The sequence below is a fragment of the Frankia tisae genome, from assembly GCF_025403405.1.
In the GTDB taxonomy this organism is placed as follows: Bacteria; Actinomycetota; Actinomycetes; order Frankiales; family Frankiaceae; genus Frankia; species Frankia tisai.
Genome location: NZ_JANEZT010000191.1, coordinates 1 through 12,860 on the forward strand (window position 1 = coordinate 1; position 12,860 = coordinate 12,860).

Below are 12,860 nucleotides of genomic sequence, written 5' to 3' on the forward strand. Positions count from 1 at the left end.
GCCTTCCCCCGGCCCGCCGCCGGTGCCGCCGCCTTCGCCGAGATCAGCGCCGCGGTCGTCCGGTCCGTCCTGGGCGAGTGGGCGGGGCCGACCCGGCTGCCCTCGATGGATGTGCCGGCCATCCTCCGCCGCCAGCTCGGCGACCGGCTCGCCCCCGGCAGCCCGCTGCACCACCTTGCCGCCGCGCACCCCGGGCCCACCGTCACCGTCGAAGGGGAGGATCACCCGCTGCCCAACCCGTTCGCGTTGGTGCTGGACCCCGGCCGCAGCGCCGGCGTGTGGCTACCCACGTTCGTCGGGCGCGCTCACGGGGACCTGCACGTCGAGAACATCCTCATCCCGACCGCCTGGCAGGACGCCGGCGCGGCCTTCCAGCTGATCGACCTGTCGCGCTACGCCCCCGACGCCGTGCTCACCCGCGACCCCACTCATCTCGTGCTGCACGTCCTCGCCCGCATGCTGGTCGAGCTGTCCCCCAACCAGCGCACCGCCGCCATCGACCTGCTGCTTGACCCCGACCTCGACGGGGCGGTCCTGCCCCAGTGGCTGTGGCTGTTCATCGGCCAGGTCCGCTCCGCCGGGGAGGAATGGGCGCGAGCGGCCAGCCTGGTCGAGCAGTGGCGCGACCAGCTGCCGCTGTCGCTGCTCGCCTGCGCCCTGACCTGCTACGGCCGGGCGTCGACCCGCGAGGAGGACCGCGGCTGGTTCCTGCGCCTCGCCGCCAACGCCGCCGCCGCCTTCCTCGACCAGCACAACCCCGACCAGCACAACCCCGACCAGCACAGCGTTGCGGAGCCCGCCCAGAAGCACTCCGGCTCTGAGCAGACCGGCTCTGAGCAGACCGGCTCTGAGCAGACCGGCCACGAGCGTTCCGACCCGGGCTCTCACCCGGTGGACTCCGACCGGGAGCAGCGGCCTGACGCGAACGAGCCCGGCCACGCATCTCCCGAACCCGTAGTCGCCGACGGCGCGGAGGGCTTCCCCGTCGACGTGGTCCTCTCCCATTCCCGGGCCGATGCCGGCTGGGCGAGCTGGATCGGTTGGCATCTCGAGGCGGCGGGATGGCACGTCCTGCCGTACCCCGACCTCGACGACCCGGGTGAACGCCTCGACCCCGACGAACCCCCGCGCCCCGACGAACGCGGCGAGCAGGCGATGGCCGTCTCACTGGCGGACGCGGTCGCCCGGGTGCCGTGGACCCTCGTCGTGCTCTCCCCCGCCTACCTCAGCGAGGTGGCGGGCAGCGCCGAATGGCAGGAGGCCTTTCCGGCGGCGGGCGCCACCTGCGGCACCCGGCTGGTCACGATCCGGATCAAGCGCTGCGACCCGCCGGGCTGGCTCGACCTCGTCGAATCGGTGGACCTCGTCGAACTCGGCGAGGATGAGGCCCGCGCGACGCTCGTCGACCGACTGGCGGCGCTGCGCGACGGCGACCGAACCGCCAGGCTCCCGTTGCGGTAGTCCTCCCCCGGTCAGGGAGCCACCGCGGTCAGGTCAGCGGCGTCCTGCGGGGGCGCGACGACCGCCAGAACCTGGTCGAGGCCGACGAGGTCGCCGGGGCGGACCAGCACCTCGGCGACGATGCCGGCCGCCGCTGCCGAGACGGGATGCTCCATCTTCATCGCCTCGACCACGACCAGCGACTGCCCGTCGATGACGGCCGTACCCGGCTCGACGAGGACGGCGATCACCGTTCCCGGCATGGGGCTACGCGCCTGGCCGCCGCGGGTCGCGGCCGGATCCGCCCCGGCCACGGGAACCGCTTCAGCCAACTCCCAGGCCCGGCCGTCCCGCCCCAGCCAGAGCAGCTCCCCGGCGGGGGACGAGCCCTGCGCGGCCACGATCGGGACGCGGGGGCCGGCCCCGGCGAGGGGTTCCGCCGGGTCGTGGCCGCCCTCGGTCACCGCCCACGCGAACGCCCACCGGGTGGTGACCGAACCGATCGTGACCAGCAGGTCATCGCCGACCTGGCGCACCGACGCGGCGACCGGTGGCCCGTCGGCAAGGCGGATCCGCGCGGCGGCCGGCGTGCCGCGGACACTGACCCGCACGGTCGCGGCCCGCGAGCGGAGCCCGGAACCGCCACCGAATGCGGGTGCGGCCTCCTCGGCTCCACCGCCGGCGCCGTCCCCACCGGCAGGCCCACGACCGGCGGGATCGCTCCCAGCGAAACCATCCAGCCCGGCAGCCGCGCTGCCAGCCGGCGCGTCGTCGCCGAGGCCGTCGTCGCCGAGGCCGTCGTCGCCCTCCGGGTCGTCGCCGCGCGCGGGGCCGGTGCCACCGCCCGGGATCAGCACGTCCCAGCTCAGCCACGCGGGTTCACCGGGCCGCCACCCGGACGGGATGTCCCAGGGGTCGATGAGCGGGCCGACCGGCTGCAGCGCGAGCAGCCTGGCCAGGGCGTAGCCGAGGATGGCCTCGCCGGGCAGTTCGTCGGCGGTGAGCGCGGCGAGGTCGCGTTCGACCAGATCGGTGTCGAGCCGGCCGGCGACGACGTCGGGATGGCCGAGCAGTGCGCGCAGGAAACCGATGTTGGTGGTGACGCCGAGCAGGACGGTGGCGGCGAGCGCGGCGTCGAGCCGGGCGAGCGCGGCCGGCCGGTCGGGCCCCCAGGCGACGATCTTGGCGAGCATCGGATCGTAGGCGGTGCCCACGGTGTCGCCTGCGTCGATGCCGGCGTCGACGCGGATGGCAGGCCCCGCGGGTTCACGGAAGGCGAGGACGTGCCCGCCGGTCGGCAGGAAACCGCGCGCGGGGTCCTCCGCGTACACCCGGGCCTCCACCGCGTGCCCGGCGAGGCGGACGTCGGCCTGGCCGAACCGCAGTGGCTCCCCGGCCGCGATCCGGATCTGCTCGGCGACCAGATCCACCCCGGTGACCAGTTCGGTCACGGCGTGCTCCACCTGCAGGCGGGTGTTCATCTCCATGAAGTAGAACTCGTCGGGCGCGTCGGCGGACAGGATGAACTCGACCGTGCCGGCGCCGACGTAGCCGACGGCGCCGGCCACCGCGACCGCCGCGGCACCGAGCCGTTCCCGGGTGCGGGCGTCGAGCAGCGGCGACGGCGCCTCCTCGATGATCTTCTGGTGGCGCCGCTGCAGGCTGCACTCGCGCTCCCCCAGGTGCAGCACAGTGCCGTGCGCGTCGGCGAGCACCTGCACCTCGACGTGGCGGGGCCGGGCGATGAGCCGCTCCACGAACAGGGCGTCGTCGCCGAAGGCAGCCGATGCCTCCCGGCGGGCCGAGACGAGGGCGGCGGCCATCTCCCCCGGCACGCGCACGACCCGCATGCCCTTGCCGCCACCGCCGGCCGACGGCTTGACCAGGACCGGATAGCCGAGCTGGCCCGCAGCCTCGGTGATGGCGGCGTCGGTCATGGCAGGCGACGACCGACCCGGCACCACGGCCACGCCGACCTCGGCGACGGTCCGCCGAGCGACAATCTTGTCGCCCATCACCTCGACGGCGGCGACCGGCGGGCCGATGAAGAACAGCCCGGCGGCCTCACAGGCCCGGACGAAGGCCGCGTTCTCGGCGAGGAAACCGTAGCCGGGATGGATGGCCTGGGCACCGGCGACCTGCGCGGCCTCGAGCACGGCGTCGATGTCGAGGTAGCTTTCCCGGGCCGGCGTCGGCCCCAGGCGCACCGCGACGTCGGCCTCGCGGACGTGGCGGGCACCGGCGTCCGCGTCGGAGTACACGGCGATCGAGCGGATGCCGAGGTCGCGCAGGGTGCGGATGATCCGGACGGCGATCTCGCCGCGGTTCGCGACGAGCACGGACGAGAACGCCAGGCCCGCCAGCCCGGCGTCCCGCCGGAGCGTGCCGGTTCCAGGATCACCACCGGTACCGGCAGCTCTCGGCTGGCCGGGCACATGGTTGGAGGCGGAAAGGTCAGCGGCCGACACCCTTGATCCTCACGTCTGTTCTCCCCTCGCCGCCGGCTGACCGCGTCCCTCAGCTAACCGTTGTCCCTCAGCTAGCCGCTGTCCCTCGCATACCCCTTCACATTCGGAACACGCCGTATCGGACTGGTTCCAGTGGGGCGTTGGCGGTCACCGAAAGCCCCAGGCCCAGCACCATACGGGTGTCGGCCGGGTCGATGACCCCATCATCCCAGAGCCGGGCCGTCGAATAGTACGGGCTCCCCTGCTCCGCGTAACGGTCCAGGACCGGGGCGCGGAACGCGGCCTCGTCGGCGTCGCTCCAGTCGACGCCCGTCGCGGCGACCTGGTCACGGCGGACGGTGGCGAGCACCGACGCGGCCTGCTCCCCACCCATCACCGAGATCCGCGCGTTCGGCCACATCCACAGGAAACGCGGCGAATACGCCCGCCCACACATCGAATAGTTCCCCGCACCGAACGACCCACCGATCACCACCGTGAACTTCGGCACCCGCGCACATGCCACCGCCGTCACCATCTTCGCTCCGTGCTTGGCGATCCCACCCGCCTCGTACTCCCGCCCCACCATGAACCCCGAGATGTTCTGCAGAAACACCAACGGAATCCCCCGCTGATCACACAGCTCGATGAAATGCGCCCCCTTGAGCGCCGACTCCCCGAACAACACCCCGTTGTTCGCCACGATCCCCACCGGATGACCATGCAACCGCGCCGTGCCGGTCACCAACGTCGACCCGTACTCCCGCTTGAACTCCGCGAACCGGCTCCCGTCCACGATCCGCGCGATCACCTCACGCACGTCGTACGGCGTCCGCGAATCCGTCGGCACCGCCGCGTACAGGCCGGCCGGGTCGACCGCGGGCTCCTCCACCGCCGCGACCGGCCAGGGCCGCGCCGCGCGCGGGGCCAGGCTCGCGACGATCCGGCGCACCGTCTGCAGGGCGTCGGCGTCGTCGTCGGCCAGGTGGTCGACGACCCCGGAGGTCTTCGCGTGCAGCAGGCCGCCGCCGAGATCCTCGGCCGCGACGACCTCCCCGGTGGCGGCCTTCACCAGCGGCGGCCCACCCAGGAAAATCGTTCCCTGGTTGCGGACGATGACCGTCTCGTCGCTCATCGCCGGGACGTAGGCGCCGCCCGCCGTGGACGAGCCGAGCACGGCGGCGATCTGGGCGATGCCGGCCTTCGACATCGTCGCCTGGTTGTAGAAGATCCGGCCGAAGTGCTCGCGGTCCGGGAACACGTCGTCCTGCATCGGCAGGAACGCCCCGCCGGAGTCGACGAGATAGACGCAGGGCAGCCGGTTGTGCAGCGCCACCTCCTGCGCCCGCAGGTGCTTCTTCACCGTCATCGGGTAGTACGTCCCGCCCTTGACGGTGGCGTCGTTCGCGACGACGACGCATTCCCGCCCCGCGATCCGGCCGATGCCCGTGACGATGCCCGCGCCCGGCGCGTCACCGTCGTACATCCCGTCCGCGGCCAGCGGGGACAGTTCCAGGAAGGGGCTGCCCGGGTCGAGCAGCACCTCGATGCGCTCCCGTGCCAGCAGCTTGCCGCGCTCGACGTGCCGGCGCCGGACGGGCTCGGGGCCGCCCAGCGCCGTCGCGGCGAGCCGCTCGCGCAGCTCGGCGACGAGCGCCGCGTGGGTCTCGGCGTAGCCGCACGCCGCGGGCGAGGCGGCGTCGACGGCGCTGCGCAGCGGCGGCCCGGTGAGGTCCTCCGCCGCCGCTGCCCGTGCGCGTGCGGCGGCGGGACCGTCGCCGACGTTAACAGTCGCTAACATGAGTCCGGATGTTAGCGCGCGCTAACACTCCCGTCGACCGGCGGACCATGCTTGGTAGCCTCTCCTCGGAGGAGGACCACATCGTGCCGTCGCGTGCCACCCGGGTGACGCCCCCGGCGGGTCTGATCCCCACCTTCTCCGATGCCGCCGACGCCGCCGCTGTCGCTGCGGCCGGACCACCCGCCTTCGCGCCGGTGCAGGACCCCGGCCCCACGCCGGCCGAGCCCGATCCAGCGCCCCTCGGCCCGGCCCCCACCGCGGCCTCGCCGGTCAGGCGGGCTCGCACCGGCCGGCGGGACGATCTGCTGCAGGCGGCGGCGCGGCTGTTCGCCGAGCGGGGGTTTCGCGGGGTCGGCATCGAGCAGATCGGTGCCGCCGTCGGCATCCGCGGGCCCGGCATCTACCGGCACTTCGCCAGCAAGGACGCGATGCTCACGGAGCTGCTCGTGGGCATCAGCCAGCATCTGCTCCAGGGGGCCCAGACCGTGCTGAGCACGGACCCGAGCGCCTCCGACGCGCTCGATCGCCTCGTCCGCCGGCACGTCGAGTTCGCCGTCGGCAACCCCGACCTGATCGTCATCCACGACCGTGACCTGCACAGCCTGCCTGCGCCGGACGAACACGAGGTCCGGCGGCTGCAACGCGCCTATGTCGAGCTGTGGGTCGGTGTGCTGCGCCGGCTGCGCCCGGAGCTGACCGCGCCCGCCGCCCGCGTCCGCGCCCACGCGATCTTCGGTCTGATCAACTCGACTCCGCACAGCTCCGGCGCCCTGGATCCCGCGGTCAGGGCGACCACCCTGCACTCGATGGCGACGGCCGCGGCGACGGCCTAGTCCGCGCGTCACCGCCGTCCGCGCCCAGGCCCGCGAGCAGGCGCAGCCCGTCCTCGGCGGGGCTGTCGGGGGCCGCGGACAGCACCACCAGCTCCATGCCTGACTCGTCGGGTAGTGCGAAGTTCTCCTGGTGTAGTTCCAGGAGTCCGACCAGTGGATGCCGGTATGCCTTGCGGCCATGGGTGCGGGCGCGCACGTCCGCGCGGGCCCAGAGGCGGCGGAAGCGCTCGCTGCTCATCGCCAGCTCGCCGATGAGCGAAGCCAGGCGGGGATCCCCGGGGTGGGTGCCGGCGGCCAGGCGCAGGTGCCCGACCACGTCGAGGGTGCAGTTCTCCCAGCCCGGCGAGGCGGTTCCCGGCGAGCACGTCCAGGCGGTGGTCCATGATCAGCGCGGGTGCGTCGACGACCAGATCGAGGACGCGCGCCAGCTCCGGCCGGACCCGCCCGCCTGGCGCCTTCGTGTGGCGGCGGCGCTGCCGGGCGAGCCGGTGGAGGTGCCCGCGTTCGGTCTCGTCGAGGCCGAGGATGCGGGCGAGCGCGTCGAGGACCTGCTCGGAGGGCTGGGTGGCGCGGCCCTGCTCCAGGCGTACGTAGTAGTCGACGCTGACTCCGGACAGGTGCGCGACCTCCTCGCGGCGCAGCCCCTCGACCCGGCGGCGCCGGTCGGTGGGGATGCCGACGACCGCCGGGTCGACCCGGGAACGCCGGGTCCGCAGAAAGCCCGCAAGATCGTCCACGCCTCCCAGTATGGCCTCGGTGGCGCCCGTGAAGGTGGTCCTGCCGTTACCAGGAAGTCCCGTCCGACGGAACAGGCGCCCCTGAACGCCGGGCGCCGCGGCGCCCAGGATCGAAGGCACCCGATCCGAAGGAGTTCCATGAAGACGCTGATCGTCTACGCCCACCCGGAGCCGACGTCGCTCAACGGCTCGCTGAAGGACCTCGCGGTGTCCACCTTGGAGACCGCCGGGCACGAGGTGCGGGTGAGCGATCTGTACGCGATGAACTGGAAGGTGGTCGTGGACGCCGCGGACTACGGCCCCGACGCCTCACGCCCGCTGAAGGTCGCCCTGGACTCGGGCCGGGCCTTCGACGCCGGAACGCTCACCCCGGACGTCCTCGCCGAGCAGGAGAAGCTGCGGTGGGCCGACACGATCATCTTCCAGTTCCCGCTGTGGTGGTACACGATGCCCGCGATCCTCAAAGGCTGGGTGGACCGGGTGTTCACCTTCCACTTCGCGTATGGCGTCGGCGAGCACAGCGACACCAGGTACGGCGAGCGCTTCGGCGAAGGCACCCTCGTCGCGGGCAGAAAGGCCCTGCTGTCGGTGACCGCCGGCGGCCCGCAGGCGCATTACACCGCTCGCGGGATCAACGGCCCCATCGACGATCTACTCTTCCCCCTCCACCACGGGATCCTCTACTATCCGGGCCTCGAGGTGCTGCCGCCGTTCGTGCTGTACGGCACCGACCGGATGACCAGCGAGGACTACCCGGACGTCGCCAGGGCCTGGGAGCAGCGTCTGCTCACCCTGGACTCGACCGAGCCGATCGCGTTCCGGCGGCAGAACTTCGGCGACTACGACTTCCCCTCGCTGCACCTGAAGGAGGGACTGGAGCCCGCCGGCCGCACGGGTTTCGGCCTGCACACGCGCGGCTGACCGCCGGCGATGGACCGGACGAGTCGGGACGCGAACCCGAGAAACAGCCCGAGGGCCTCGTTGATGGGGGGACGTTGGATCTATGGATGCGGGCGGGCGGAATTGTGAGGACCGCCCGCCCGGCACCGGTGAAGCTACTTGCCCGCGGTGACCGCGACTTCCGCGCCGGGCGCGTAGGTCGTCACGTTCGACGGAATCGCCTTGAGCTCATCGATCTTGGCGCAGGCCGGGCACTGCGCATAGCCCGACTGGCGCTGGCGGTTCGCCTCCGCCTCGGCCTTCGCCTCGGCGACCCGTGCCTGCGCCTCGGTAATCCGCGCGAACGCGGCCTGGGCGCTGTTCACGGCCCCCTGGACGTTCTCCGGCAGAGTGACCCGGGCGAGGGTGAAGCGCAGGTTCTCCAGGAACGGGCCGCCGAGATTGTCGTTGAGGTCGGTGGCCAGCGACTTGTTAATCGCGTTCTGGACGGCCTGGATGTTGCCGTTGCTCGACGCCGCGTTGAGGGCCGTCTGGGCCCCGGCCTGCTGGTTTGCGCCCATCTGGACCAAGGCGCAGGAGGAGACGAGGTCGGCGCAGGTGAAGTTGTTGATCTGCTCACGAAGGTCGTTGTCGATGACCGGCCGGATGATGGCGCCGAGGAACGCGGACCAGCCGTCGTCGCCCGACCAGGCGTAGTAGAGCTTCCCACCTTTGCTCGCCAGCGGGAACTTCCTGGTGCCGAACTTGTCGTCGAACCGGCGTAGGACGTTGTGGTCGAGGTTGAGGGTGAAGTAGAACGTGCCCTCGATCCCCATGCTCACACCGTCCTTCGACGGTGTCGTCACGACATCGACCTTGCCACGGTCGCCCTCACCAGCAACGGACGTGATCGTGTAGTAACGTTGTTGCGCCGGATAGTTGTGCATCGAGGAATACAGGCCGACGTAGGTTCTCGACGAGGCGGGATTGACGATCTGGCGAATCCGGTGATTGTCGAACGGGCCACCGTTGCGGACCACCGCGATCTGCCCGCCCGACGTCGACGCGAACGAACCGAGCGCACTCGCCCCCACGACCAGACCGAAGATTACCGCCAACACTCCGACGACAGCACCGGCTCCGAGCCCGAGACGCCTACCAGATGACACGCACGCTCCCTCGACCGATGTTGCGCCTTGCGGTCAGTATGTCCGGTTTCCGTGGTCGGATCGAGAGACATGTCGGGATGCGGACGGGTGGGCCGGTGGACGACCCCGAGGACATGGCCCTGGCCGACCTGAGCGCACCGATCGGCGGCGGCTGATCGGCGTCCCAGCGCGGGAATCCCCGTCCCAGCAAGGGAAACCGGCATCGCCACCAGCCTCACCCGCCCGGGCAGTCCGGTCTCCCGGGACCTCGCTAGTCTGACGGCGTGTCGACGCGAGCTTCCTCACATCATGACAGGCGAGGACGCCGTCCCGGCGTACGACTCCTGCTCCCGTTGGGCGGGGCGGTGACCATCGTCGTGGTCCTGCTTGTGGTCTATGTCGTCGCGAACTCGGGCGACGGGGGCGCGGGCGCCACGGCACCGGCCTCCCCTGCGACGCACGCCGCCCACCCCCCGTCCGTCCCGTCGGCCTCCACAACGGTCACCCCGGGTGGCGGGGCGGCCGTGGACGTCTACAGCCACGCCCGAGCCGGGATGCTGAGCGACGTCGTTCGCACCGATCCGCCGCTCGTCTACGTGCCCAACCTGCGCGACGGCACGGTCAGCGTCATCGACCAGCGCACGCTCAAGGTGGTGGCCTCCTACGCCACCGGCCGCGAGCCGCAGCATGTGGTTCCGTCCTGGGATTTGCGGACACTCTGGGTGAACAACAACGCTGGTAACAGTCTGTCACCCATCGATCCGCGGACGGGTCGGCTCGCGGGCCCGGCGGTACCTGTCGCCGACCCCTACAATCTGTACTTCACCCCCGACGGGCGCAGTGCGATGGTCATCGCGGAGGCGCTGCACCGCATCGACTTCCGCGATCCGCACACCTTCGCCCTGCGTAACAGCCTGGATGTGGGCACCGCGTGCGCGGGGGTCAACCACGTCGACTTCGCCCCCGACGGCACCTACGCGATCGCCACGTGCGAGTTCGCCGGCCGGCTCGTCAAGGTCGACCTCGTCCACGAGCGGGTGCTCGGGTACCTGGACCTCGAACGTACCGCCGCCCCACAGGACATCAAGATCGAACCGGCCGGGAAGGTCTGGTACGTCGCCGACATGAACGCCGACGGCGTCCACCTCATCGACGGAGACAGCTTCACCCGGATCGGCTTCGTCCAGACCGGGCCGGAGACCCACGGCCTGTACCCCAGCCGCGACGGCCGCTTCCTGTACGTCGCCAACCGGGGTGGCCACATGAGCTCCGACATGGTCCCGTTCCCGCACTCCGGCACCCAGGGCTCGGTCTCGGTCATCTCCTTCGCGACCAGGTCCGTCGTGGCCAACTGGCCGATTCCCGGCGGGGGAACCCCGGACATGGGCAATGTCAGCGCCGACGGCACCCGCCTGTGGCTGTCGGGACGTCGCAGCAACGTCGTCTACGTGTTCGACACCGGCGCGGCGGCAGGGGCCGATCCCACCACCGGCAGACTGCTGACGAAGATCCCCGTCGGCCGGGAGCCACACGGGCTGACCGTCTGGCCCCAGCCCGGGCGGTACTCCCTCGGCCACACCGGAATCATGCGCTGAACTCGCGACAGTGATCATTGGGGCGCGGAGTAGCTTGCGCGTATGACCGAGAGCGTCCACCCTGATCCGTCGCGCCGGCGGCTGCTGGCCGGACTCGGCTCGTCGGTCGCGGTCGCCGGGCTGGCGGCATGTGCCCCGAGCGGCTCGGGTCCCACCGCGCCGGCACGGTCCACGGCGCCGGCGGCCGCCGAGGCCGACGGCGGCACGGCGGCCGTGCCGGCTGCCGTCTCGCCCACGCCGGCCCCGGCCGGTCCGGGACTGGTACCGGGGGGTCCCGCGGTCGCGGTCAGCAACGGTCCGCGGGATCGGCCCCAGGTCGCGCTCACCTTTCACATCGGCCCGCACGAGGCCGGCCAGGATCTCGCCCTGGCCCATCAGCTCCTCGCCGACGCGAGCCGGCTCTCCGTGCCGATCACGGTGTTCGCGGTCGGACAGTGGCTGGACAACCACCGCGATCTCGTCCCGGTCATCCTGGCGGGCGGCAACGAAATCGCCAACCACACCTACACCCATCCGGCCCTGACCGCGGAGCCGGCCGACCGGGTCGCCGCCGAGATCATCGACTGCCGGGACGTGCTGGCGCGGCTGGCCCCGATGCAGGGCCGCTACTTTCGACCCTCCGGTACGAGCAACGCCACCCCGCTGATCCTCACCGAGGCCGGCGCCGCCGGTTACCGGACGGTTGTCGACTTCGACGTCGACCCCCTCGATTACACCTCCCCGGGAACCGACGCCGTCGTGACGCGGGTACGGGCCGCCACCCGGCCAGGCTCCATCGTGAGCATGCATTTCGGCTACCCGGGCACCGTCGCCGCGTTTCCCCGGATCGCCGCCAACCTCCGCACCGCCGGACTCACCCCGGTATCGGTGTCGCAGCTGCTCACCTGAGGCCGCCGGCCCGTGCAGCAGGCCGGCCGACCGGCGACCGGCGCGTCGGCGGCGTCAGTCGAGCCGGACGGTGAGGTCGGGGCCGGTGGCGGCGCGGACCTCGTCGACGGTGACGCCGGGTGCGAGTTCGCGCAGCACCAGGCCGTGGCCGGGTTCGACGTCGAGGACCGCGAGATCGGTGATCACCCGGTGCACGCAGCGGCGGCCCGTCAGCGGCAGGGAACACTCCCGCACCAGCTTGTGGGCCCCGTCGCGGGCGACATGCTCCATCATCACGATGACTCGGCGCGCGCCGTGCACAAGGTCCATCGCGCCGCCCATCCCCTTGACCATCCGGCCGGGGATCATCCAGTTCGCGAGATCCCCCTGCGCGGAGACCTGCATCGCGCCGAGCACCGCGACGTCGACATGCCCGCCACGGATCATCCCGAACGACGTCGCCGAGTCGAAGTACGACGCCCCCGCCAGCACCGTCACCGTCTCCTTGCCCGCGTTGACCAGGTCGGCGTCGACCCGATCCGCGGCCGGATAGGGGCCGACCCCGAGAATCCCGTTCTCGCTGTGCAACACCACCGTCACCTCCGCCGGCAGATGGCCCGGCACCAGCGTCGGCAGCCCGATCCCGAGATTGACGTACTGGCCGTCGACCAGCTCCCGCGCCACCCGCGCGGCCAGTGCGTCCCGTGTCAGCGTCACGCCGTCACCGTCCTGCGCTCGATCCGCTTCTCCGGGTCCGGCGCGTGCACCACCCGCTGGACCAGGATCCCCGGGGTGTGAACCTGATCCGGGTCGAGCTCGCCGGGTTCCACCAGCTCCTCCACCTCGGCGATGGTCACCCGGCCCGCCGCCGCGCACAAAGGGTTGAAGTTCGCCGCGCTCGCCCGGTAGACGAGGTTGCCGTGCCGGTCGCCGCGCCAGGCGTGCACCAACCCGAAGTCGCAGACGATCCCCCGTTCCAGGACATACTCGGTGCCGTCGAACACCCGAGTCTCCTTGGGCGAGGACGCGAGCGCGACGCGACCGGAGGCGTCGTGGCGCAGCGGGACGCCCCCCTCGGCGACCTGCGTGCCCACCCCCGCCGGGGTGTAGAAC

Annotated in this window: 10 protein-coding genes and 1 pseudogene; 5 read left to right on the forward strand and 6 right to left on the reverse strand. The window is 72.0% G+C overall.

Annotation, left to right across the window (positions count from 1 at the left end):
• A partial coding sequence (locus NBZ85_RS18320; RefSeq protein WP_261562289.1) for a toll/interleukin-1 receptor domain-containing protein occupies window positions 1-1,461 on the forward strand: 1,461 nt, incomplete at its 5' end.
• A gap of 11 nt (window positions 1,462-1,472) precedes the next feature.
• On the opposite strand, the gene NBZ85_RS18325 is transcribed toward NBZ85_RS18320, so the two are convergent.
• Both NBZ85_RS18325 and NBZ85_RS18330 read right to left on the reverse strand, forming a co-directional pair.
• The gene (locus tag NBZ85_RS18325; RefSeq protein WP_372517809.1) at window positions 1,473-3,908 is read right to left on the reverse strand and encodes an ATP-binding protein; all 2,436 of its coding nucleotides are present in this window, start codon (window positions 3,906-3,908) and stop codon (window positions 1,473-1,475) included.
• Window positions 3,909-4,005: 97 nt separating this feature from the next.
• On the reverse strand, window positions 4,006-5,688 hold the full coding sequence (locus NBZ85_RS18330; RefSeq protein WP_261562290.1) for a carboxyl transferase domain-containing protein: 1,683 nt from the start codon (window positions 5,686-5,688) through the stop codon (window positions 4,006-4,008).
• 83 nt (window positions 5,689-5,771) lie between these two features.
• Here NBZ85_RS18330 and NBZ85_RS18335 point away from each other — a divergent pair, with 83 nt between their 5' ends.
• Window positions 5,772-6,521, forward strand: coding sequence for an SACE_7040 family transcriptional regulator (locus tag NBZ85_RS18335; protein ID WP_261559164.1), 750 nt, complete (start codon window positions 5,772-5,774; stop codon window positions 6,519-6,521).
• Here the strand turns inward: NBZ85_RS18335 and NBZ85_RS18340 are convergent.
• Window positions 6,472-7,492, reverse strand: a pseudogene (locus tag NBZ85_RS18340) (helix-turn-helix transcriptional regulator). The gene NBZ85_RS18335 and the pseudogene NBZ85_RS18340 sit on opposite strands and share 50 nt — an antisense overlap.
• On the opposite strand from NBZ85_RS18340, the gene NBZ85_RS18345 reads away from it, so the two are divergent.
• Entirely contained in the window at window positions 7,397-8,179 is a 783-nt protein-coding gene (locus NBZ85_RS18345) for an NAD(P)H-dependent oxidoreductase (RefSeq protein ID WP_261562291.1), read from the forward strand. The pseudogene NBZ85_RS18340 and the gene NBZ85_RS18345 overlap by 96 nt on opposite strands.
• Before the next feature lie 134 nt (window positions 8,180-8,313).
• Here NBZ85_RS18345 and NBZ85_RS18350 read toward each other — a convergent pair whose 3' ends face one another.
• Window positions 8,314-9,306, reverse strand: coding sequence for an SPFH domain-containing protein (locus tag NBZ85_RS18350; protein WP_261559159.1), 993 nt, complete (start codon window positions 9,304-9,306; stop codon window positions 8,314-8,316).
• 344 nt (window positions 9,307-9,650) lie between these two features.
• Here NBZ85_RS18350 and NBZ85_RS18355 point away from each other — a divergent pair, with 344 nt between their 5' ends.
• Together NBZ85_RS18355 and NBZ85_RS18360 are read left to right on the forward strand one after the other, a co-directional pair.
• Window positions 9,651-10,880 carry a YncE family protein gene (locus tag NBZ85_RS18355; RefSeq protein WP_261559157.1) on the forward strand — a complete coding sequence of 410 codons (1,230 nt, stop codon included), beginning with the start codon at window positions 9,651-9,653 and terminating at the stop codon, window positions 10,878-10,880.
• A gap of 42 nt (window positions 10,881-10,922) precedes the next feature.
• Window positions 10,923-11,768, forward strand: a complete 846-nt coding sequence (locus NBZ85_RS18360) for a polysaccharide deacetylase family protein (RefSeq protein ID WP_261559156.1) — start codon at window positions 10,923-10,925, stop codon at window positions 11,766-11,768.
• A 54-nt stretch (window positions 11,769-11,822) separates the two neighbouring features.
• Here the strand turns inward: NBZ85_RS18360 and NBZ85_RS18365 are convergent, their stop codons facing one another.
• On the reverse strand, window positions 11,823-12,464 hold the full coding sequence (locus tag NBZ85_RS18365; protein WP_261559154.1) for a CoA transferase subunit B: 642 nt from the start codon (window positions 12,462-12,464) through the stop codon (window positions 11,823-11,825).
• Window positions 12,461-12,860 (reverse strand): CoA transferase subunit A (locus NBZ85_RS18370; RefSeq protein ID WP_308205053.1); only part of this gene is annotated, 400 nt, incomplete at its 5' end. The genes NBZ85_RS18365 and NBZ85_RS18370, both read right to left, overlap by 4 nt.

Excerpts from the sequence above, each read along its gene's own strand:
- NBZ85_RS18345 (WP_261562291.1), top strand. The coding sequence starts at position 7,397 with ATGAAGACGCTGATCGTCTACGCCCACCCGGAGCCGACGTCGCTCAAC.
- NBZ85_RS18330 (WP_261562290.1), bottom strand. The coding sequence starts at position 5,688 with ATGTTAGCGACTGTTAACGTCGGCGACGGTCCCGCCGCCGCACGCGCA.
- NBZ85_RS18360 (WP_261559156.1), top strand. The coding sequence starts at position 10,923 with ATGACCGAGAGCGTCCACCCTGATCCGTCGCGCCGGCGGCTGCTGGCC.